The sequence below is a fragment of the Cyclobacterium xiamenense genome, assembly GCF_042140265.1.
Lineage (GTDB): Bacteria > Bacteroidota > Bacteroidia > Cytophagales > Cyclobacteriaceae > Cyclobacterium > Cyclobacterium xiamenense_A.
Genome location: NZ_CP159481.1, coordinates 3,729,965 through 3,751,591, shown reverse-complemented (window position 1 = coordinate 3,751,591; position 21,627 = coordinate 3,729,965). Strand labels below are relative to the sequence as shown.

Annotated in this window: 16 protein-coding genes; 12 read left to right on the top strand and 4 right to left on the bottom strand. The window is 51.0% G+C overall.

What is annotated here, in order from left to right; all coding sequences use genetic code 11:
- The first annotated feature begins 60 nt into the window (after positions 1 to 60).
- Complete coding sequence (locus tag ABWH99_RS15230) at positions 61 to 468, top strand: DUF779 domain-containing protein (protein WP_375582707.1); 408 nt, start codon at positions 61 to 63, stop codon at positions 466 to 468.
- Here ABWH99_RS15230 and ABWH99_RS15225 read toward each other — a convergent pair.
- The 4 genes from ABWH99_RS15225 to ABWH99_RS15210 form a co-directional block, all read right to left on the bottom strand.
- Entirely contained in the window at positions 465 to 1,631 is a 1,167-nt protein-coding gene (locus ABWH99_RS15225; RefSeq protein WP_375582706.1) for an efflux RND transporter periplasmic adaptor subunit, read from the bottom strand. The two genes, ABWH99_RS15230 and ABWH99_RS15225, sit on opposite strands and share 4 nt — an antisense overlap.
- Positions 1,628 to 5,944 (bottom strand): CusA/CzcA family heavy metal efflux RND transporter, encoded by a 4,317-nt coding sequence (locus ABWH99_RS15220; RefSeq protein ID WP_375582705.1) that lies wholly within the window; start codon positions 5,942 to 5,944, stop codon positions 1,628 to 1,630. The genes ABWH99_RS15225 and ABWH99_RS15220 overlap by 4 nt, the downstream gene beginning before the upstream one ends.
- A gap of 68 nt (positions 5,945 to 6,012) precedes the next feature.
- Positions 6,013 to 7,746: an amidohydrolase gene (locus ABWH99_RS15215; RefSeq protein WP_375582704.1), complete on the bottom strand. Its 1,734-nt coding sequence runs from the start codon at positions 7,744 to 7,746 to the stop codon at positions 6,013 to 6,015.
- Positions 7,747 to 7,760: 14 nt separating this feature from the next.
- Complete coding sequence (locus ABWH99_RS15210) at positions 7,761 to 8,075, bottom strand: antibiotic biosynthesis monooxygenase family protein (protein WP_375582703.1); 315 nt, start codon at positions 8,073 to 8,075, stop codon at positions 7,761 to 7,763.
- A 371-nt stretch (positions 8,076 to 8,446) separates the two neighbouring features.
- On the opposite strand from ABWH99_RS15210, the gene ABWH99_RS15205 reads away from it, so the two are divergent.
- From ABWH99_RS15205 to ABWH99_RS15155, 11 genes are all read left to right on the top strand, one after another.
- Positions 8,447 to 9,433, top strand: coding sequence for a DUF4097 family beta strand repeat-containing protein (locus ABWH99_RS15205; RefSeq protein WP_375582702.1), 987 nt, complete (start codon positions 8,447 to 8,449; stop codon positions 9,431 to 9,433).
- Between the two features lie 399 nt (positions 9,434 to 9,832).
- Entirely contained in the window at positions 9,833 to 12,010 is a 2,178-nt protein-coding gene (locus ABWH99_RS15200; protein WP_375582701.1) for a penicillin acylase family protein, read from the top strand.
- A 275-nt stretch (positions 12,011 to 12,285) separates the two neighbouring features.
- Positions 12,286 to 13,671, top strand: coding sequence for a cytochrome ubiquinol oxidase subunit I (locus tag ABWH99_RS15195; protein ID WP_375582700.1), 1,386 nt, complete (start codon positions 12,286 to 12,288; stop codon positions 13,669 to 13,671).
- A 4-nt stretch (positions 13,672 to 13,675) separates the two neighbouring features.
- Positions 13,676 to 14,713: a cytochrome d ubiquinol oxidase subunit II gene (gene cydB / locus ABWH99_RS15190; RefSeq protein ID WP_375582699.1), complete on the top strand. Its 1,038-nt coding sequence runs from the start codon at positions 13,676 to 13,678 to the stop codon at positions 14,711 to 14,713.
- A gap of 181 nt (positions 14,714 to 14,894) precedes the next feature.
- Positions 14,895 to 15,821: an SMP-30/gluconolactonase/LRE family protein gene (locus ABWH99_RS15185; RefSeq protein ID WP_375582698.1), complete on the top strand. Its 927-nt coding sequence runs from the start codon at positions 14,895 to 14,897 to the stop codon at positions 15,819 to 15,821.
- Between the two features lie 128 nt (positions 15,822 to 15,949).
- Entirely contained in the window at positions 15,950 to 17,221 is a 1,272-nt protein-coding gene (locus ABWH99_RS15180) for a mandelate racemase/muconate lactonizing enzyme family protein (RefSeq protein ID WP_375582697.1), read from the top strand.
- A 75-nt stretch (positions 17,222 to 17,296) separates the two neighbouring features.
- Positions 17,297 to 17,605: a putative quinol monooxygenase gene (locus tag ABWH99_RS15175; RefSeq protein WP_375582696.1), complete on the top strand. Its 309-nt coding sequence runs from the start codon at positions 17,297 to 17,299 to the stop codon at positions 17,603 to 17,605.
- A 915-nt stretch (positions 17,606 to 18,520) separates the two neighbouring features.
- A complete protein-coding gene (locus ABWH99_RS15170) occupies positions 18,521 to 18,967 on the top strand; it encodes a phage tail protein (protein WP_375582695.1) in 447 nt (148 codons plus the stop codon).
- Between the two features lie 825 nt (positions 18,968 to 19,792).
- Complete coding sequence (locus ABWH99_RS15165) at positions 19,793 to 20,023, top strand: hypothetical protein (RefSeq protein ID WP_375582694.1); 231 nt, start codon at positions 19,793 to 19,795, stop codon at positions 20,021 to 20,023.
- A gap of 12 nt (positions 20,024 to 20,035) precedes the next feature.
- Entirely contained in the window at positions 20,036 to 20,680 is a 645-nt protein-coding gene (locus ABWH99_RS15160) for a hypothetical protein (protein WP_375582693.1), read from the top strand.
- A 216-nt stretch (positions 20,681 to 20,896) separates the two neighbouring features.
- Positions 20,897 to 21,598, top strand: a complete 702-nt coding sequence (locus tag ABWH99_RS15155) for a type II CAAX prenyl endopeptidase Rce1 family protein (protein WP_375582692.1) — start codon at positions 20,897 to 20,899, stop codon at positions 21,596 to 21,598.
- The last annotated feature ends 29 nt before the right edge of the window (positions 21,599 to 21,627 follow it).

Genomic DNA, 21,627 nt, shown 5'->3' with positions numbered 1-21,627 from the left:
CCGCTCCCTATGGGAGCGGTCATTGTTTTTTCCAGCTACTCACCCAAACTCACCAAACAAATGACAACGACAGTACCCCGTGTGTGCATCACGGAAAAGGCAAAGGAGGTAATCGATCGGCTGCGAAAGCAGTACGGTTCGGAGTTGATGTTTCATCAGAGCGGCGGCTGCTGCGATGGATCGGCACCCATGTGTTTCGAAAAAGGGGATTTTAAAATCGGGTCCCAGGATATTTGGATGGGAAAGGTGTATGGCTGTGATTTTTTTATGAATGCAGATCAATTTGATTATTGGAAACATACCCAATTGACCCTGGATACCACTCCGGGTAGGGGTAGCAGTTTTTCTCTGGAAATCCCACTTGGGATTCGGTTTTTGATTCGTTCCCGCTTGTACAGGGAAGAGGAATTGACGCGCCTTAGTTCGGTGAAAACAGGCGAGCAACTGATGGAAGAGGGCTTGATCTAGTTGTCGTGCCCACCGGCTTCATTCAGTGCATTGGACAAATAGTAGGTGCCGGCGACGACTACACTATCTCGAAACAGCGCCTGGTCCGGGTTAAGGATGGCGGTATACCCCATCGCTTCAATGCCGGTACGTACCTGCTTCCGCAGGTAGTTGTTTGCCCCTTCTCTACTTTTTTGTAAGACGAAAAGAAACGTTTCGCTCCCCTCGTGTACAATGGCGCCGGAAGGTACCGACCAGACGGAGTCTTGATTGACCACCACGTAGCTATTGATGTACATGCCCGGTAGAAACGAGGGATCTTCTGTATCCATGTGCGCGTGGACCTGCACGAAACGTCCCTCCGGGTCAATGGTATTCCCCTTTCGGTAAACCTCTCCTCGAAATAGTTGCTCCTTAAAATCCGGCAAGGTAAATACCACCGGTTGTCCTTCTTCGATTTTTGGAATATCTTGTTCGAGCACCTTCATTTCTACATGCAGGTGCTCGCTGTTAATCACTTCCATCATTGCTTCGTGTGGGGCGCTGTGCTGTCCTACCGAAGTCTGCAGGGCGGCAATTTTCCCCGATATTGGGCTTTTGATCTGCATTTTTGTTGCCAGGGCACCTTTCTCCAGGGTCTCCAGGTCTGCGCCCATCAATAGCAGATTACTTTCGAGTGCAGCTTTTTGCGCCTGTGCCGATTGAAAGGCTGCCCGGGCGTCCTCGAATTCCCTCTGGGAGGAAATATTGTCCGCCCGAAGGGATTGTTTCCGCTGGAAGTCGCTTTCCAGTGCAGCCAGTTGACTTCGGGTTTCCAGGTAGCTCTGCTGCATGGCTACAAACTCCGGGCTGGAAGCAGTGACCAACACGTCCCCCTTTTGGACTTCGTCACCAACAATCACGTGGATTCTTTCGACAAAAACGGTACTATAGGCATTTACGTTTGCTTTGTATTGGGGAGGGGAGTCGATGAATCCCGGTGCTTTTACCAAATCTGCCAGGGGTTGTTTGATGAAATTTCCCAGGCGAATGCCTGTGATGGTTTCCTGTTCCGGACTGAGCCAAACCTCGGATTTTCCGGTAGCTTCTTCCGGGTTGGCAGCTTCCCCGGAGGAAGTAGGAGCCTCTTGGCAGGCCATTGGTCCGCTCACAAGTAGAAGATAGATAAGGTTTTGGATTTTCATGGCAGGGTAAAATAGTGAATGTCAAGTAACGTTTGGTTATACGCATTTCGCAGGTCCAGGTGGTTCATCTCTATTTCGGTGGCGTATTCCAGACTTCGGATGAACTCCAGGTAGTCGATTTCACCGCTGTCGAAACTCGTTTGTGCGGTGCTGACGATTTCTTTTGCCAATGGAAGGGCTTCCTGCTTGTAATAGTCCAACTCGCTGATTTGCTTCTCCAGCAGCGATTTTTTCTGCTGTAGGGCGGATTCATAGCGAATACCGAATGCATCGATTTCGTTCTCGGATCGGTAGACGGATACACGCGCCGCCTGTACCCGTGCCCGCGAGGGGCCAAACCATAAGGGAAGTTGGATTCCGGCCTGGTAGCCAAAAAAGCCACTGATGCCATCCACTTTTTGGAACATGTACTGCAGGTACAGCCCGGGCAGCAGTTTGTTTTGCATTTGTCTGGTTTCTGCCGCAAACCGTTCCTTTTGGTGGCGCAGGTAGGTGTAGGAGGGATGGTCTTCCAGCCGGGGAAAGGTCGCCATGTCCAGTGTCAGCTCGGGAGCGTTTACTTGCAGGGTGTCGGGGGTCTGAACGATTTCCTGCAGTTGCCGGTAGGCAATTTGGATATCCTGATCCAATTGGGAATAGTTGAGTCGAATTTTTTCCGATCGCGCCTTTGCCATCACCATGGCCAGCTTGTTGGTGGTGCCGGCGGCGTATCGCTTCTCGGAGGCCCGGTACAAATTTTGGTACAGGGAATCAAAACCTGCGTATTGCCGTTTCTTTTTCAGCAAGTAATCCAATTGATAAAAGGCTTTGTACAAGCGCTTTTTCAAGGTAAGGGTCTGTAGGTCGTAGCGGTCTTCTTCCAGCAACAGGTCCTTTTCCAATACCTTCTTTCGCGCCACGTACACGCCTGGAAAATCAAGGTACTGCTGAAAACCAAAGGAGTTGACCCCATCTCCCTCCAGATTGCGCTGGTTTTCTTCGGTACCGACAAAAAATAAGGAAGGGGCAATGTCCCAGCCGGTTCGGGTCAAAACGGCACGGTTTTCCACGGAGAACCGGGCGGCGGCCAGCTCGTAGTTGTTTTCCAACGCCAGGGTCCAGGCTTCTTCCGGTCCCAGGGGCTGCTCCTGTGCCGGACTTAAAAAGGGAATACCGAGCAGCACGGCCAGCATGGCCAGTGCCTTTCCGGGGCGAAAACCCCGAATTTTCTTTGATTTCACCACGTAATACACCACCGGAAGTACGATCAGGGTAAGAAAAAATGCCGTGATCAGGCCCCCTATTACCACGGTGGCGATGGGTCGTTGCACCTCTGCCCCGGCTGAGGTAGACAAGGCCATGGGAATAAAGCCCAGGATGTCGGTGGAAGCTGTAAGAAGCACGGGGCGTAGGCGATTTTCGCAACCTTTCAGGATACGTTTTCGGATATCGGTTTCACCGCCCGATTCCAGATCATTCAGGTAGCTGATCAATACGATTCCGTTGAGCACGGCAATGCCAAAAAGGGCGATAAATCCAATTCCCGCCGATATGCTAAAGGGCATGCCCCGGATCCAAAGCGCCACAATTCCCCCGATTACCGCCAGAGGAATGGACAAAAACACCATGATGGTTTCGGAAACGGAATGAAAGGTAAAGTAAAGCATGATGGCAATGAGTAGAAGGGCCAGCGGCACCACCTTGATAAGCCGGTCCCGGGCCTGATTTAGGTTTTCAAACTGCCCGCCATAGGCGATGGAATAGCCCGTAGGCAAATCCAACTGCGCATCCAGCAGTGCTTGTATGTCGGTAACGATGGATTCTACGTCCCGTTCGCCGGCGTTTATACTTAACACAATTCGGCGTTTGGTATCGTCCCGGGATATCTGTGCCGGACCGGATTGAAAGCCGATATCTGCGACCTGCTTCAACAGGATTTTCTCTCCATTCGGCAGGGGCAGGCTCAACTCCTCCACCACCTCCGTGCTTACCGTTTTCCTATCCAGCCGCAAGGCCAGGTCAAATCGTCGCTCCTTTTCAAAAATCGTTCCCACTGTGCTGCCCGCAAAGGCCGTACGGATCACCTGATTCACATCGGCGATGGCCAGTCCGTACAAAGCCAGCTTGTCACGGTCGTACCGGATGGACACCTGCGGCAGGCCAACCAATTGCTCCACTTTGATGTTGTCGATGCCTTCCACGTCGCGAATAATGGAAGCGGCTTGCAACCCGTAGCGGTAGAGGGTTTCCAGGTCCTCTCCGAAGATTTTGATGGCCAGGTCCGATTGCACGCCGGTGAGCAATTCGTTGAAGCGCATTTCGATGGGCTGAGTAAACTGGTAGGTGATTCCCGGCAATACGGAGAGTTCGGCGGTCATTTGATTTGCCAAATCGGTCTTTCCCTCCGCCCGCGACCAAAGGTCCGGTTCCTTCAGTTTGATGATGATATCCGACATTTCCATGGACATGGGATCCGTGGGGATTTCTGCAGCCCCGATCCGGCTCACCACTTGCTCTACCTCATCCGGAAATTTTTCCAGCAGGATGGACTCGATTCTGGTTGTGATTTCAATGGTCTGCGCCAGGGATGTGCCTGGTTTCAATACGGGCTGGATCACGTAATCGCCCTCGTCCAGGGTGGGCAGAAACTCTCCACCCAGCCGGGAAAAGATAAATAGGCTGATTCCAAAGGCAAGCAGGGCCATCGTCAAAACCAGCTTGGAATGCTTCAGGGCCCGGATCAGCACCGGTTCGTACCAGCCATGTACGGTTCGGATGATTCGTGCAGATAGCGTCTTGCTTTCGTTTTTGGAGGGTCGGACGAACAGGGCAGCCATCACGGGCACGTAGGTCAGGCAAAGAAGCATGGCCCCCGCCAGGATGAACATAAACGTCAGCGCCATGGGTTGAAACATTTTGCCCTCCACACCGGTAAAGCTCAGAATGGGTATAAACACGATCAGGATGATGATTTGCCCGAAAATGGCTGCGTTCATCATCCGATGAGAGCTATCGATGACGAGGGCATCCACTTGCTCTTTCTGGGCTTTGCCTGTCAGTCCGGGGAATTTTTTGCCCATCTGATATACCACGTACTCCACCACTACCACGGCCCCATCGATCAGAATACCAAAGTCAATGGCACCCAGGCTGAGTAAGTTGGCATCTACGCGAAACAGACTCATTAAAGAAATCCCGAAAAGAAGGGAAAGGGGGATCACCGAGGCCACCAGCAATCCGCTGCGAAAGTTACCCATCAATATGACCAACACGAAGATTACGAATAGTGCGCCCAGGATGAGGTTTTCCTGAATGGTGGACGTGGTCTTGTCGATGAGCAGGGAGCGGTCCAGAAACCCGTTGATGTAGACTCCTTCCGGAAGGATTTTTTCTACCTCAGCGATGCGTTCTTTTACGTTTTTGATCACCGCATAGGAGTTTTCTCCCTTGAGCATCATCACCTGCCCCAGTACTTTCTCCCCTTGCCCATTTCCTGTAATGGCGCCAAACCGGGTCGCATAGCCAAAGCTGACCTCTGCCAGGTCATCGATTGTTAAGGGTACCCCGCCCCGATTGGTCACTACGACTTTCCGGATGTCTTCCAGGGATTGAATCATTCCTTCCCCGCGAATAAAGTAATTGGTTTGGTTTTTTTCCAGGTAGGCGCCACCTGCATTTTCGTTGTTTTCCTGCAGGGCCTGCAAAACTTCTAGCAGGGACACATCCATGCTACGCAGTTTTTCCGGTTGCATGGCTACCTCGTACTGCTTCAGGTAGCCGCCCCAGGTATTGATTTCCACGACGCCTTTGATCCCGGTCAACTGGCGTTTGATCAACCAATCCTGGATTTCTCTCAGATCCATTACCGAATAGCGGTCTTCGTAGCCCGGCCGCGTTTCCAGGGTATATTGGTAGATTTCGCCCAGTCCGGTGGAAATGGGAGCCATTTCCGGACTACCAAAATGCGCCGGAATGTCCTTGCTCGCCTGTGCCAGTTTCTCCCCGATCAATTGCCGGGGAAGGTAGGTGCCCATTCCCTCCTCAAAGACCACGGTAATCGTGGAAAGGCCATATTTGGAAACCGAACGAATTTCTTCGACTCCAGGCAAATTGGCCACAGCAAGTTCGATCGGAAACGTGATAAACTGTTCGACTTCCTCTGTGGCCAGGTTTCGGGCTACGGTGATGATTTGAACCTGATTGCTGGTAATGTCCGGCACCGAACCGATGGACAGGCGCTGAAAGGAAAAAAGCCCCCAAATGACCAGAGCGAGGACCGCCAGAAGAACAATAAATTTATTATTTACGCTAAACGAGATTATCCGATGGATCATTTACAAAGGTATTTGTTGCAAAGTAAAAATAGTTCTGCGATTTTTCCTCAATGCCGGCATGATTGATATCAGTCTTCGTAAACCACTTCCCCGTCTAGCACAGTCATCCGGACTTTGGTCTCCAACAGTTCCCGCTCTGGAATTTCCATGATGTTGCGGTCGAAAACCACAAAGTCTGCAACTTTGCCCACCTCCAGACTGCCTTTCATGGTTTCTTCAAAGGCCCCGTAGGCCGCGTCCAGCGTGTAGCTTCGAAGCGCCTGTTCCCGGGTCATTTTTTGATCCGCTTCGTAGCCTTCCTCCGGGCTGCCATCCAAGGTCTTTCGGGTAATGCTTGCATAGAAATTTGCAAGGGGGTGGATGGGTTCCACGGGTACGTCGGTACCGTTGATGATGGGTACGCCGGATTGCAACAATGCTTGCCACATGTAAGCCCCTTCCTTGATCCGCTTTGGGCCGAGACGATCAATGGCCCAGGGGCGGTCCGAAGAGAGGTGGATGGCCTGCATGGCCGGCAAGACGCCCAGGGCCGCAAAACGGGGAATGTCGTCCGGGTGCAGATGTTGGGCATGTTCGATGCGAAAGCGGTGGTCGTTGCTTTTCTCAGGAAATTCCTCCAGTGCTGCCTGGTACCGGTCCAGAACTTCCTGGTTGGCACGGTCTCCAATCGCATGGGAGCAAACTTGAAACCCTTTTTCCAGTGCTTTTTTGGAAACTTCGTACACGTAGTCCATGGGCAGGGTTTCGTGGCCAAAATGTCCCGGGCGGTCACTGTAGGCTTCCAATAGCCAGGCTCCTCTGGAGCCCAATGCTCCGTCGCAACTCAGTTTGATCGAGCGGAGGGTAAGTAGGCTATCGATTTCCGGGCCTTTTTCCAGCCATTCGTCCAGAAATTCCCGATTGCTTCCCGCCAGCATGGCGTACATACGGATTTTCATTTTTCCTTCGTTTTTCATTTGCCGGTATAGTTCCACCGTTTTTGCGCCAATCCCCGCGTCATGAAATCCGGTAATGCCGTGTCGGTGGCAAGCCTCCAGCGCCAATTCAAATGCCTGTCGGTCCCGCTCGGGGCTATTGGCAGGAATGTGCCGGCGGATTAAACTCATGGCGGTTTCGTTGAATACACCGGTGGGATTGCCGTTTTCATCCCGGAGAATTTCGCCCCCTTCCAGCTCCTCGGATAAGGATAGCTGTTCCCTTCCCAGGGGCAGCAACCCGGCCAGTTCCATGGCCCGTGCGTTGGCAAAACCGGCGTGTCCACTGGCATGGTACAAAAATACCGGGTGGTCGGGTGATACTTCGCTAAGCGCCTGATGCAGCGGAAAACCGGCCACTTCCTTTCCGGGAGATTCGGTCCACTTGCTTTGATGCCAGCCCCTGCCGGTAATCCACTCGCCGGCCGGTGTCCGCTCGGTAGCCTCCTGTACCATGGCTACGATTTCCTGAAAGCTTTTGGTGCCGGATAAATCGAGATTTAATTCGTTGTAGCCCAATCCCATGAAGTGCCCATGCCCCTCGATCCAGCCCGGAGTCAGGGTACCCCCCTGCAGGTCGATTCGTTCCGTTTCGGGTCCCAGGTATGGCTGTATACCCGCTGAATCGCCGACGTATACGATCCGATTTCCTCGAATGGCAATGGCCTCGGCCGTGGGTTGTTGTTCGTTTACGGTGTAGAGCACGCCACCGGTAAATACCCGACTGGCAGTTTCATGGGATTCCGTACAGGCGAGCAGCAAAAGGCTCGCTGCGAAGGCAAGGGATGTGGGTAGTTTGGTTGTCATGATGCGGTCAAATCTCGGCATGGATAGAAGGCTGGTTAAAAGCGGTATTCTTTTTCGACTTTACAAATACGTATGATATACTGTTGGTACCATTTTTCCCGACCTTGTTGCTGGGCCTGGCGGTGGCGGGCTTCCTTCTTCCAGGCAGCAATGGCCTCCAGGCTTTCCCAATAGCTTACCGTGATGCCCAGACTGTCTCTTGCGGACTCATGCCCCAGGTAGCCGGGTTGGTTGCGTACCAGTTCTTCCATCTCCCGGGCCATATCGATGTAGTCCTGTCCGGCCTCGGACCGTTTGATGCTGGTAAAGATGACGGCGTAGTACGGAAGGTCATGTGTCGTAGCATCCATGGGGAATCGGAATAGCGCGGAATGATTAACAATATTGGCTTAAATATAGAAAGAATTACCAAACCGTACAGGAAAGTACTACCTTATCGGTCATTTTAGGCGGGAAGGTGAACGCTTCGTTCGTTTGGAATCCCGGAGGGCGAATCGGCAGGGAATTCCCCGTAAAACGAATTCGAAAAGGGACAGGAAGCACCTGGAAGGATCGCTTTGTTTGTCCGAAATGGAAATCAATGTTGTCCGGTAGTGAACAATAGCGCGCATTGTAAGGCTCGGGTTTTGGGACTTATACGGGCGTAAATCCCACGTTTAAGCTATTTTTTTTAAGTTGGCACCAAATTGGATACGATTTTTTCAAATCGAATCCCTTTACTATGAAAACACTACCCACCAAACAGGAAAAGAAAATTTGGTATTTTCGTTTTCCCTTTAAAAAAATTGGAGCTGCCAGAAGCTCCTTGGCCCTGCTCCTGCTTATTCTCACCTCTTGTATGGACGCGCAGTTGGAAACGGTAGCCGATATCGAGGAGCATTTTGAGAACATCACCTCTATTGAGGTAGAAGCCGGTTCCTTGCCTGCGCAGTACCTGGGAGATCCGTCCCTGAGCCGTGTAACGCTGCAGGCCTTGCTCCGATCCACCGCCAACGCGCAAAAAACTATTTCCTACCGGGTAGAGGGTGAGACGCTCATCGTGCGGCTTGAAAACAACGGGCTGGGTTTCGGCCGGTCCGAGGGACACATACACCTTACGGGACCGAGGCATATGTCCTTGCAGATGCATGCAGGATCCGGTAGCGTTCAGGCCGAAAATGCAAGTGGTGACCGCATCGATTTGGAGGTGAATTCCGGCCGCGTTTTTGCCAAAAATCTGGAAGCACCGGTGTCATACCTTACAGCAAGTTCCGGCGCGGTAGTCGGAGAATCGCTCAAAGGAACAACGGTCGCCACTGTTTCATCGGGTAAATTAAGTCTGACACAGCTGGACGGAGACCTACAGGCAGAAACGTCCAGTGGTGCGATGGATTTGAAACGTATCAATGGATTGGTCCATGTTAATTTGAGTTCCGGAAAAATTGACATGGATGGGGTGCAGGCACTTGGTAGCGTACACCTGAGCTCCGGAAAGGTCTCCGGCAGCAACGTTGGATTGAGCGAGCACACATCTTTTAAGGCTTCTTCCGGAACAATTACGGTACAGACCTATAGCGACCTTGGCGCGTTCAACTACGATATCCATACCGGCAGCGGCAGGGCCAGAATTGGCGAAAGCCAATCATCGGGCAGCCTGGTCATCCGGAACGGTTCGCCTTATACCATACGGGGAGAAGTGAATTCGGGAACCCTTACGTTGGTGAACTGATTCCTTTTCCAATTTACATGACGTGTTCATGTAAATTTGTAGCCTCGGATGCATTCGGGCTTACGGCCCCGGCTACCGCAGCCAGCAGCCAAATCAACAATGGTTTAGCTGCTGGCGTTTTTAATTGGCGAAGTATTTGGTTCCAAGCATCCAACCCGTGTAAATGGTCCGGTCGCATGGAGGGTTTCTCGGGCAGCAGTTGCTTTTTTTTCGCACAGGGGTTTTGGAAGGTGATTTGTGAAATACATGCGGTAAAAGTTCTTACCCATGGGGTTTTTTATTGTCTGAAGCTGGATTTTTCCCTATTATTGACGGCAGTTGGTAGTTTGCTGGAACGGGCCACCCCGGAGCGGTGGTCGTCTCGTTTTGGCGCTCTCTGATAACCTTTAACCACTCACCATGAAAAACATTCAATTTTCCTTGCTGGCTTTATTGCTTTGGGCCTGCGGGGCCCCTGTCGGTACAGAAACCCCTACCGGAGAAGAACGTGCCGCGCGGGTGACCATCATCCGCGACGATTACGGGATTCCCCATATTTACGCCAAAACGGATGCAGACGCCGTTTTTGGTATGCTTTATGCCCAATGCGAAGACGATTTTCGTCGGGTGGAGCGAAATTACATTTGGGCGACCGGGCGACTGGCGGAGTTGGAAGGAGAGGAGGCCCTGTACAGCGATCTCAGGGCCCGGCTGTACATGACAGAAGTAGAGGCAAAGGCAGCTTACGAGGCAGCACCCGCCTGGTTGCAGGAGTTGTGTGTAGCTTTCGCCGACGGAGTCAATTATTTTCTGGAAACCCATCCGGAGGTAGTACCCCGGGTGCTGACGCGTTACGAGCCCTGGTTTCCCATGTATTTTAGCGAGGGGTCCATTGGTGGCGACATCGAACGCATATCCACCCAACGCATCCGGGCTTTTTACGAAGAGCAGCAGGGATTGGCCTACAGCGAATATGGCGACGGCTTGCTTCATCCCGATCCTTACGAAGAACCCCGCGGGTCAAACGGCATCGCCATTGCCCCGGAACGGAGTGCCAGTGGAAATGCACTGTTGCTGATCAATCCCCATACCTCGTTTTATTTTCGCCCCGAGATACACGTCGTTAGTGAGGAAGGGTTGAATGCCTATGGCGCTGTTACCTGGGGGCAGTTTTTTGTATACCAGGGCTTCAATGAAAAAACAGGCTGGATGCATACCTCTACCCGCCTGGATTTTATGGATGAGTTTATGGAGGATGTAAGGCAAGAGGGGGACGGGTATGTCTATGCTTACGGAGACGAGTGGAGCCCAGTGGAGGAAATTCCCGTCACGTTGAATTTCAGCAGTCCGGAGGGGCTGCAGGAAAAATCCTTTACGCTGTACCGAACCCATCACGGACCGGTCACCCACCAATTGGAGGATAAATGGGTGGCAACCAAGATCAATTGGGATCCGGTGAATGCGCTGATCCAAAGTTTCACCCGCACCAAATTGGACAATTTCCAGGCTTTCAAAGAAATGATGGACATCCGAACCAACTCTTCCAACAACACGGTTTTTGCCGACGCCTCTGGCAATATTGCCTATTTTCATGGAAATTTTATTCCCAAACGAGATAGCTCCTTTGATTTCTCGAAGCCGGTGGACGGAAGCAACCCCGCTACGGATTGGCAAGGGTTGCATACGGTGGACGAAAGTATCGTGATTCATAATCCGGAATCCGGCTGGATACAAAACTGCAATTCTACGCCTTTTACGGCGGCGGGCCCCTTTAGTCCCAAACAGGAAAACTATCCCTACTACATGGCTCCGGATGCCGAAAACTTCCGGGGCATCCATGCTGTAAGTTTGCTTTCCGAGGCCAGCGAGGTTTCCCTGGAGGAGTTGATAGCGCTGGGATACGATCCCTACCTTCCGGCATTTGCGTACCTGGTACCCCTTCTGGTACAAGCCTATGAAAGCCTGGGTGCCCCCCGGGGAAACGCCGCGCAGGCGCTTGCGGTACTGCAAGACTGGGATTATCGTACCGGAGAGGCCTCCGTGGCCATGAGCCTGGGGCATTTCTACGGCATGGCGTTTAACCGTCTCATTGGCAGCCCCTATGCTTTGATCCCGTTTAATCAACAGGAGGGAAATGTCCTGAATACCGAACCTGAGGCGGTGGTGGAGGCCTTTGAACAGGCACTCGCCCAATTGGAAGCGGATTTTGGTACCTGGAACATACCCTGGGGCGAAATCAATCGTTTTCAGCGGCTGAGCGGGGACATTGAGTTGACCTATAATGATACCCTGGAAAGCCTTCCCATTGGACTCGCCTCCGGCCGTTGGGGCGCCCTGGCCTCGTTTGGAGCGAGTGCGCGCGAAAACACCAAAAAACTATACGGATCCTCGGGAAATAGTTTTGTGGCAGCCGTCGAATTTGGCGAAAAAGTGCGGGCCATGAGCCTGCTGGCAGGGGGGCAAAATGCCGATCCCGATTCTCCTCATTTCGACGACCAGGCGGAAATGTATGCCGCTGGAACGTTCAAAGAGGTAGCCTACTACCGGGAGGATGTGGAATCCAGGGCGGAGGAGACCTACCAGCCAGGTAAGCGGTAGGTAGCCGGTCCTTGCTGCTACATTTCAGGAAAATTCGATTGTAATAGGATGGGATTTCTCCCGATCATTTCGGAGATTTACAGGAAATAGTGCCCGGATCGGTCCTCCCAATCGGATAAAACGCTGGAGATTACCCGTCAACCTGACCGGCCGGGACGAACGGAGGAATTGGACCTGTTTTTCCTACCAATTGGTAAAAATGTAAGGTCCTGCGTGCGGGTAGTGGATCAGGACGCTGTCTGCGGAACCCAACGAATCTACCAACCAAAAAGGAAATGGACCTAGAGATTTTATCCCGTATACAATTTGCTTTTACTGTAGCCTTCCATTACATCTACCCGCCACTTAGTATAGGGTTGGGATTGATCATGGTGATCATGGAATCGTTGTATTTGAAGACCGGGAACAAGGAATACGAGCTCCTGGCGCGATTCTGGACCCGAATATTTGCGCTTACCTTTGGTATTGGCGTAGCCACGGGTATTGTTATGGAATTTGAATTTGGGACCAATTGGGCCACCTACTCCCGGTACGTGGGAGATGTTTTTGGAAGTGCCCTGGCCGCGGAAGGAATTTTTGCCTTCGCGCTGGAAAGCGGTTTTCTGGGCGTCTTGCTTTTTGGCTGGAACCGGGTAAAACCCTGGGTACATTGGGTGGCTACCCTGGGCGTCTTTTTGGGTTCTATGTTTTCGGCGGTTTGGATCGTGATCGCCAACAGCTGGCAGCAAACGCCTGCCGGCTACCACGTGGTAGGAGAGGGGCTGCAGGCAAGAGCCGAGATTACCGATTTTTGGGAAATGGTTTTCAATCCTTCCAGTATGGATCGCCTGGTACATACCTGGCAAGGCGCCTTTCTTGCCGGAGCCTTTTTGGTATTAAGTGTGCATGCGTACTACCTGCGCAAAGGCCGGTTTGTGGATATTTCAAAAAAAGCCTTTCGCATCGCGTTGGTAGTCGCTACGATCTTTTCCCTTTCCCAATTGGTTTCCGGTCATAGTTCAGCCAATGGGGTAGCAGTGAATCAGCCCGCCAAGCTGGCAGCATTCGAAGGGCATTTTGAAGCCGAGGCGCCTGGAGACATGTATTTATTGGGCTGGGTAGACAAAGAATCGCAGCAGGTTTGGGGAATAAAGGTGCCTGGCGGTCTCTCTTTTTTGCTGGATTACCGATTCGATACGCCGGTCACCGGGCTAAATGCCTTTCCGGAGGAGGACCGTCCCTCGCAAGTCAATGCCGTTTTTCAGTTTTACCACATCATGGTCGCCATTGGTATGTTTTTGATCGCCCTGACCCTGTTTGCGTGTTACAAATGGTTTCGGGGTGAGTTGTTTGAGAGCAAAGGCTTACTTTGGGTATTTTCCTTTTCCGTTATTCTACCCCAGATTGCCAATCAGGTGGGCTGGTTTGCCGCAGAAATGGGCCGCCAACCCTGGGTGGTGTATGGGCTTTTACGCACCAGCGATGCCCTTAGCAAGTCGGTGACGGAAAATCAGGTTCTTTTTTCACTGATTTTATTTTTCCTGGTGTATACCCTACTCCTCATCCTGTTTTTGTACTTGTTGAACAAAAAAATAAAACACGGGCCTTATGAAGAAGAGGAAGACGATGACCGTCCCTTTCAGCGGGAAATAGCCGAATCTCTTTCCACTCCAAAACACTGAATTTATGGAAACACTCGCCGGTATTGATTACCCCACCCTTTGGTTTCTTGTTGTTGGCGGCTTGTTTTCAGGCTACGCCATTCTGGACGGATTTGATTTTGGTGCGGGTGCCTGGCACTTGTTTTTTAAAAAAGAGAAAAGCAGGCGGCTGGCTCTGAATGCGATTGGCCCGGTATGGGATGGCAACGAGGTATGGCTGGTGATCGGAGGGGGAGCCTTATTCGCGGGATTTCCTGTCATGTACGCCACCTTGCTATCGGGCATGTACGTCCCTTTTATGCTGTTTTTGGTTTTCATTATTTTCCGGGCGGTGTCGATCGAATTCCGTGGAAAGGAAGAGATGGCCTGGTGGAAAAAGATGTGGGACATTTCCTACGCCGTATCCAGCATTGTTTTGCCGTTTTTACTTGGGGTGGTCCTTGGAAACGTATTGCTGGGCTTGCCCATCGGCGAAAATTTTGAATACGTGGGGGGTGGCTTTTTTACCTTCCTCAATCCTTTTGCGTTGATGGTGGGGATTTCTACCCTGGCGCTGATGATGAGCCATGGGGCCATCTACCTGCTGCTGAAAACGGAGGGAAGAATGTACGCCAAACTGACATTTTTGCTTAAAAAAGGGATGATCTTTTTTATGGTGAGCTTTGGCATCACCTCCCTGTATACCTTGATTTACATTCCTCACCTTTCCGATAGCTTTCGGAATCAGCCCGTCTTATTCGTGGTACCCCTGCTGGTGTTTTTAAGCATTGCCAACGTACCCCGCCTCTCGAGCAAGAAAAAATACGGGCAGGCCTTTTTATTTTCCTCGCTAACCATTGGTTTACTTCTCGTTTTGGTCGCGATCGAGTTGTATCCCAACCTGTTGGTATCCACCCTGGATCCGCAATATACCCTTACCGTCTACAATGCCGCTGCCTCGGACAAATCGCTGGGAATCATGCTGACCTTCGCGGCCATTGGTACCCCCCTGGTCATTGGCTACACGGCCTTTGTCTACCTCACCTTTCGCGGAAAAGTGAAAATTGACGAGACGAGTTATTGATTGCTTCTCTTTGCTTTTTTCCTGTCAAATCGAAGCAAAGCGCATGGAATTTCCCGGTAATTCAACTATATTTCTACCGGAAGCGCCGTTGTATTTGCGAAGACTGCCCCGGTGAATCGGGCGGTTGGATGAACCCGGTTTGCTTCCCGTGAAATTGTTGTACCCGAAACCCCAAAAGACCATGAACATCCGATTACCTGCACTTTTGTTTGCCGTTTTTGCTTTTCCAGCTTGGGGACAGCACCTGGACATAAAGAATAAAGCGTTGCTGGACTTAATTGCGGAGGACGCGGTTATAGAAAAACTCGCCGACGGTTTCCGTTTTACGGAAGGACCCGTTTGGAACCAGGAGCAAGGCTACCTGTTGTTCAGCGATATCCCTGCCAATACCATTTATCAGTGGATTCCCGGAGAGGGGGTACGTCCCTTTCGCGAACCGAGTAATAATGCCAACGGGCTGACCTACGATGCGGACGGGAACCTGCTGATTGCGGAACATAGCGGCAGAAAGATTGCCCGGCTTGGTCCGGAGGGGGAATACGAAGCCCTGGCGCGCGAATTCAGAGGTACCCGGCTCAACAGCCCCAATGACCTGGTTGTACATAGCAATGGAGCCATCTATTTCACCGATCCCCCCTACGGCTTGCCGGCCGGTGCCACGGACACCCTGGGAATCTTCGGCGTGTACCGGTACCACAAGGGAAGAATCAAGTTGCTGGTGGAGGACTTGTACCGGCCAAACGGGATTGCCTTTTCCCCGGACGAACGTACGCTGTACGTGGCGAATTCGGATAGACCAAAAAAATACATGAAATATCCTGTCAGCAAAGGGGGGAAAGTGGGCAAAGGAAGCTTGTTTTTCAATGCTTCCAGCCTTCCCGGAACGGGAAACCCGGATGGAATCAAAGTGGATGCGCAGGGTAACCTCTTCGCCACCGGTCCGGGAGGGGTGGTGGTATTTGCCTCCAACGGACGCCTGCTGGGGACCATCCATTTTCCGGAAACGCCCTCCAACCTGACCTTTGGCGGACCCGAGGGGAAAACGCTTTTTGTAACAGCCCGCACCGGGCTGTATGCCGTGGAACTAAAAGTAGCAGGTAAGCCCTGAATCCGAATCAATGCGGCCTCCCCGGGAACGAAAGGTCGCCGGAGAAAGGCGTTTCCTCGAATGTAAACGACCATTCCTATCCTGGGTGCAGAACGGGGCAGGTTAGCCAAACAGTAGATAAAAGTAAGATGAAATCGAATAGACGGAAATTTATCAAGCGTTCTGCCATAGGGGCGTTTGCCGGTATGACGGGTCTGACTGCTGACGCTCGTGGAAGGAAAGAGCGGGATCCGGACCAACAGGAGGAAGCCCTGGACAGGATTTTGGCCGAACCGGTGTTGCGCCTGGATGAACTGAAGGATCCGGTGTGGATGGAAACGATCGAATTGCTGCGAAATGGCGACAATTTTATTTGCCGCGTTCGGTCCAAAGAGGGTGCGGAAGGATTATCGGTAAGCAATAACATGCAGATGAAGCATCTGTACCCCATTTTTGTCAACCGCATTCAGCCCTTTTTTATCGGAAAGGATGCCCGGAATTGGGAATCCCTGCTGGACGAAGTGTACGTGTACCAAAGTAATTACAAGCTGCAAAATCTGGCATTCTGGGTGCCACTGGCCACCTTGGAATTCGCGATACTGGATCTATTGGGAAAATTGACCGGAAAAAGCATGGGAGCCCTCCTGGGGGACACCATCTATCATCCGGAAATAGCAGTGTACCAGGCGAACAACTACCGGGGCAAGTCGGCCGAAGAATCCATAGACCTGATCGAGAAGCACGTGCGGGAAACCGAGGCCCGCGCCCTCAAATTTAAGGTGGGTGGCCGGATGAGTCACAATCGGGATTATCCTCCCGGCAGGACCGAGGCCCTCATCCCCCTGGTCAGGGAGCGCTTTGGGCCCGAAATGGTTATCTATGCAGATTCCAACGGTTCCTATACCCCCGAGGAAGCCATACGTATCGGGAAAATCATGGAAGCATACGCGTACGATTTTTACGAGGAACCGGTTCCGTTTGATTGGTACGAAGAAACCCTGGAAGTCACCAAAGCCGTAAGGATTCCGGTAGCCGGTGGGGAGCAGGAACCCAGCATGCATGGCTTTCGCTGGCTGATCAAGGAAGATGCGTTGGATATTGTGCAACCCGATATTTTTTATTTCGGCGGCATGGTGCGCTCTATGAAAGTAGCGAAAATGGCCGCATTTAAAGGCAAGCCTTGTACACCTCATATCTCCGGTTCCGGGCTAGGGTATCTTTACATGATGCATTTTGTATCGGCCGTTGCCAATGCCGGGCCTTACCACGAATTTAAGGGATTCAATCAGGAAATACCCCTGTATAGCCCTACCTCCAGCCTCAGCAGCGAGGGTGGGAAAGTGACCGTCCCTACAGGCCCTGGTCTGGGTGTAACCCTGGATCCTGATTTTGTAGCGAATCACCAGGTAGTAGCAGGGTGATACCGGTTGCTTTCTGGTGATACCTATTGGTAGAGGCTGGAATAATAGAATAGATAGCTAACTAACTGATCGAAAATGAGCAACTACTTATTGAATGGAAAACTGACAGCAAAGCAGGGGCAACAAGGCGAGTTGGCGAAAATTTTAATCGAAGCGTCCAGAATCGTGTCCACCGCCAAAGGCTGCCGATTGTATGTGATCGGGCGGGCTCCCGACGATCGTTGTTCCGTGTACATTACGGAGATTTGGGACAGTAAGGAAGATCACGATCAATCGTTGAAGGTGGAGGGGGTTCGCGAACTGATCGCGAAGGCTATGCCCTTATTGGACGGGCCTCCTGCGAAAGGACAAGAACTCGAAATACTGGGTGGCGCTGGCATCTAGTCGCCGTTTGCTGGGAAATCCCCATCGAAAGAAGGCGTTGGATTGCTGAAAAGGGCGTTGGGAAGTTCGGCTACACGGGAAGGCGACACCGCGAACCTCTTAGCGACAGGTGATTCACGGTTGGAAAACAGCAATAGTTAAGAAAGGCTCCCGGCTTGCTTCGCCAAAAAATCCATGTTGCAAGTCGACATAGGGCTGCCGTTGAGGGCGTTGGACGGTTCTACGCCACGGTCGTCCTTTACGCAAACAGATTAGATCGATGATAGCAGCCATTTGCGTACACTTAACAGGCCCATGAAAGCCCATTTTGGAATCGAACCCTTCGAAGCGGAAGACGGGCAAAAAATAGTAGAAGGTATCCTGGATCGACTTATTCGACGGTGGATATTTTCGATTTGCAGGCAGAAAGGTTTTATCGGAAAAATGGTTACAAACCGATGGGGCTGGTGAACGATTTCCCAAAAGACCATCGAAAATTCTATTTTTTGAAAAGACTGATCGCGTAACAGGCAGCTCCCCCCTTTTTTGGCTGGAAAGTAAAAGGTTGCATTTCTTAATGCGTGAACGCATATAAAAATCGTTTCGTAAAACTTGAGGACCTTTTCTTTGTCCATTCGTAGCAATATTCCCAGTATGTTTCTCGATTGGTTGTTTATTTTGTAATTAAATCCTCCTTTTTCCACCCTTGGTTAGAGGGATTTTTTCGGGCATTTCTGATTCCTGGCAGATAGATTTATAGAAGGTTTACCTGGTGGTGGGCTGTTTTTTTCTCATGCCGGCACTAACCGCGAATTTTCGCCCTTGGTTCACAGGGAGTGGCCATAGATCCTTCGACAGCGAATCGGTCAGTTTTGCCTCCGAAAATGCAAATAAATAAGACCTAACACGTATCTTGCCATCTAATGGTAAGCAAAAATGACGGGAAAAACCTCAGATAGTATTTGGCCGGTATCCAGCGCTTATTTCTTGGTTACATTCGGTTCATCGGGCGCAAGCGCTTCGTTTCAGGAGATAAAGGGATTGGACGCAGAAAGTTCCCCTATCGCAAACGGTGACAATCGAATACCCCGGTTCAAAATGCCGGGATTGATACCTCCTGCCTGTTTGACGCTTCGAAGAGGTACGATTCGGAACGACGAGACCAATCTCAGCTGGTTCAAAGCCGGTAGTGGTAGGGGCATGGAAAGAGAAACAGTGACCATCCGGTTGATGGATGAGCAAGGCAAACCGACGATGACCTGGACGCTACGGAATGCGTGGTTGGTGAAAATCCTGGGCACTGACAAAAACGGAGAAGCAGATGAGTTTGTCGTGGACACTTTGGAACTTTGCTACGAAGGAATGACCATGACAACTGACTGAGGTTTTATTTTCGTTGTTTTTTTTGATCAACCCCTGCGGTCATTTTTTTTTCCCGCGTTGCGTTCATCTTGTTCGGCTATTTCTCTTCACCCCAAACCACTTACCTCTCCGATGGGCAATGCCCCTAAGCGGGAAGAGAAAGGGGTAGGTACGGGTGATCCTTCGCTTCGTTCTCTCACCCGCTGGTTTTGCACGACGTACGTTGACCGAATCCTTGTATCGAAAATATTCTTGCTGGATCATTCCCGGTATTGGTCGGTGCTTGCCAATGAGCGAACCGGCTTTCCTGCTCAGCTATCAGAAAGTCGGCTACCGAACATCGGAAGGAAGGATTTTTTTTGCGCCAAAGGTATTGGCTGGTGCACCCGTAGCCGCACTGGTTTGTTTCACGGGAATTTCTCTTCCGTTACGCATGTTGGAACATGTTTTTTTGTCGATTTCCCAAAGCGTGTCGTTACTGTAATTTTTTCCTACGGAAGCATGTAGCCTGTTTTGATTACAGGCTTCGCTGAAGATCGGTGCAAACGCTGCTTACCCTGCGCATATTGATCCCGCGATACATCGGAGACGAGTCTTCCGCAGACAAGAGGGATGCTTCTACTTTAAGTACTCCGGGGTCCATCGGACAGTATTTGGGTTTCCGTGTATTTCAAAAAAGTCCGAAATCTTTCCAAAATGTCCCGGATTTCATTTCCGGACGATTGCTCTCCTCGAACTCCTCATCTTTGAAGGGTTGATTGAAAGGATCAACAGCGTTCCCTCCGATAAATGACATGCCTAGCAACGCAACGCTTCAAAAAATGGGAACACGTAAATCCTGCATTCATGAAAAATCCATGGATTAACCTCCTTCAGGCAATCGCTTGCTTCCATTGTTTCCGGCAAACAACCTGGCGAGAGGCTGTGCATGCGGCGAGTTTTCGACTGGCCATGAGGGATGCAGGGACAAAGGCCCTTGGAACTGCTTGTTTCGAGGAGCCCGAAAAAGTGGATATTGGCTCCCTGCGAGTCACAAAACGACATATTTCTTTATATACCTATCTATTTCACCATTAACTCGTTTCAAAAATGAAAAATTTACTAACGATCCTGTTCACATTTGCCGCACTTTCCGTTTTTGCTCAATCCAGCAAAACGGTCGGTCAACAATCCGAAATTAACTACAAATACAGGCTAAGTACACCGGTTATCACCTTAGGTAACATCGGAAAAGGAGGGGAAAGGACAAATACGCAGCATGTAGAACTACACGTAAAACGTCAGCTGTCCCGGAAAGATATAATTGGAATAAAGTTCGCCACCTGGCGACTGTTTCAGCCGATGGGAATTCTGTGGTGGGACGGGCTTTTGGATAAAATAGATAGTCAGAGCGAATTTTACCCAGGCTATTTGCGGGAAACAGGGTTGGGTGTATCCTACCAGCGTATGCTATGGAAAGGCTTGTTTGCAACGGTTGAAATTCTGCCGCAATTAAAAACCTATCTGACGGAGGATAACACAAAGATTGCAAACGGCTTTAAGCTTTATACTTCCTACCACATTGGCTACCATATAGCGTTTGGGAAAAAGAAGCGGTTTTTTATCGAACCGCAAATACACTCCCAAAATTGGATAGTTGACACCAATACGCCGGCAGCGTTTAAGGCGTTGGACAAAAAATGGAGGACCTATTTTTTGTTCGAACCCAATATCTACTTCGGCATAAATTTCTAGGACTTGGTTAGAAGGATTTCATGAGGGCGAGATCGAACGCCTTTCAAGTCCATGGCTGGGATCCGGTGACCTTTTACCGATGGAAAGAATCCCGAATTTCCTGGATTTTCCAAGCCGTTTTTCGGCGTAAATAGCGAATGGAGTCAATTAGTTGTAGCGATCTGAAAGTTATACGAGCCAGGTCCTCCCGGGGCATGCTCCTATCCCGAAGCAAAAATGAAAAAATACTTGCTGCTGGTACTCACGATTTCCGGTACGGTCGGCCTGCCCCTATTGGGCAAATGGACGACCGGCAGGGTGCTGTTTGGTTGCCTGCCCGAAGCGATCAACAAACAGATTATTTACCAATCCATCACCCTTATTGGGTCCATTGTCTTCTTGTTGGTAATAAGGTACCTCAGACCGTCGGTTTTCAGGACCTATTTCCGGATGGGAAACCCGGGAGCAGCCGTAGTTCCGGTACCGTTACTGGGGATCAAGCCCAAACCCGGGGAGCATTGGGGGCATGTTGGAAGCAATTTTGCCATCACCATTTCCCTGGTGACAGCCATCGTTCTTTACTTTCAAATCATCGATGGAAACGACTGGTCGCTCACCTCTTTGTGTTCCCTGCTGCCCTTTGCTTTCCTATTTGCGGTGACCAATTCGTTTGTGGAAGAGGTGATTACCCGATTAGGCATCGTGGTTGCAGGCAAGGGACTCGTAAGTGATCGGGCCCTACCGTTCCTCTCGGCAGCTACTTTCGGTACCCTGCATTACTGGGGCGTTCCGGGAGGCGTTCCCGGAGTGCTGGCAGCAGGGTTTTTAGGCTGGTTTCTTGCCAAATCGATTTTGGAAACCCGCGGAATATTCTGGGCCTGGTGCATTCATTTCCTACAAGACCTGATCATTTTCATTGCGCTGTTTGGTACTTTGTAACCGTTTGGGTATGCTGACCCCTGGGATTC

Bases quoted from the DNA above. Each gene is read 5' to 3' on its own strand.
- ABWH99_RS15230 (WP_375582707.1), top strand. From the start codon at position 61: ATGACAACGACAGTACCCCGTGTGTGCATCACGGAAAAGGCAAAGGAG.
- ABWH99_RS15225 (WP_375582706.1), bottom strand. From the start codon at position 1,631: ATGAAAATCCAAAACCTTATCTATCTTCTACTTGTGAGCGGACCAATG.
- ABWH99_RS15220 (WP_375582705.1), bottom strand. From the start codon at position 5,944: ATGATCCATCGGATAATCTCGTTTAGCGTAAATAATAAATTTATTGTT.
- ABWH99_RS15215 (WP_375582704.1), bottom strand. From the start codon at position 7,746: ATGCCGAGATTTGACCGCATCATGACAACCAAACTACCCACATCCCTT.
- ABWH99_RS15210 (WP_375582703.1), bottom strand. From the start codon at position 8,075: ATGGATGCTACGACACATGACCTTCCGTACTACGCCGTCATCTTTACC.
- ABWH99_RS15205 (WP_375582702.1), top strand. From the start codon at position 8,447: ATGAAAACACTACCCACCAAACAGGAAAAGAAAATTTGGTATTTTCGT.
- ABWH99_RS15200 (WP_375582701.1), top strand. From the start codon at position 9,833: ATGAAAAACATTCAATTTTCCTTGCTGGCTTTATTGCTTTGGGCCTGC.
- ABWH99_RS15195 (WP_375582700.1), top strand. From the start codon at position 12,286: ATGGACCTAGAGATTTTATCCCGTATACAATTTGCTTTTACTGTAGCC.
- cydB (WP_375582699.1), top strand. From the start codon at position 13,676: ATGGAAACACTCGCCGGTATTGATTACCCCACCCTTTGGTTTCTTGTT.
- ABWH99_RS15185 (WP_375582698.1), top strand. From the start codon at position 14,895: ATGAACATCCGATTACCTGCACTTTTGTTTGCCGTTTTTGCTTTTCCA.
- ABWH99_RS15180 (WP_375582697.1), top strand. From the start codon at position 15,950: ATGAAATCGAATAGACGGAAATTTATCAAGCGTTCTGCCATAGGGGCG.
- ABWH99_RS15175 (WP_375582696.1), top strand. From the start codon at position 17,297: ATGAGCAACTACTTATTGAATGGAAAACTGACAGCAAAGCAGGGGCAA.
- ABWH99_RS15170 (WP_375582695.1), top strand. From the start codon at position 18,521: ATGACGGGAAAAACCTCAGATAGTATTTGGCCGGTATCCAGCGCTTAT.
- ABWH99_RS15165 (WP_375582694.1), top strand. From the start codon at position 19,793: ATGAAAAATCCATGGATTAACCTCCTTCAGGCAATCGCTTGCTTCCAT.
- ABWH99_RS15160 (WP_375582693.1), top strand. From the start codon at position 20,036: ATGAAAAATTTACTAACGATCCTGTTCACATTTGCCGCACTTTCCGTT.
- ABWH99_RS15155 (WP_375582692.1), top strand. From the start codon at position 20,897: ATGAAAAAATACTTGCTGCTGGTACTCACGATTTCCGGTACGGTCGGC.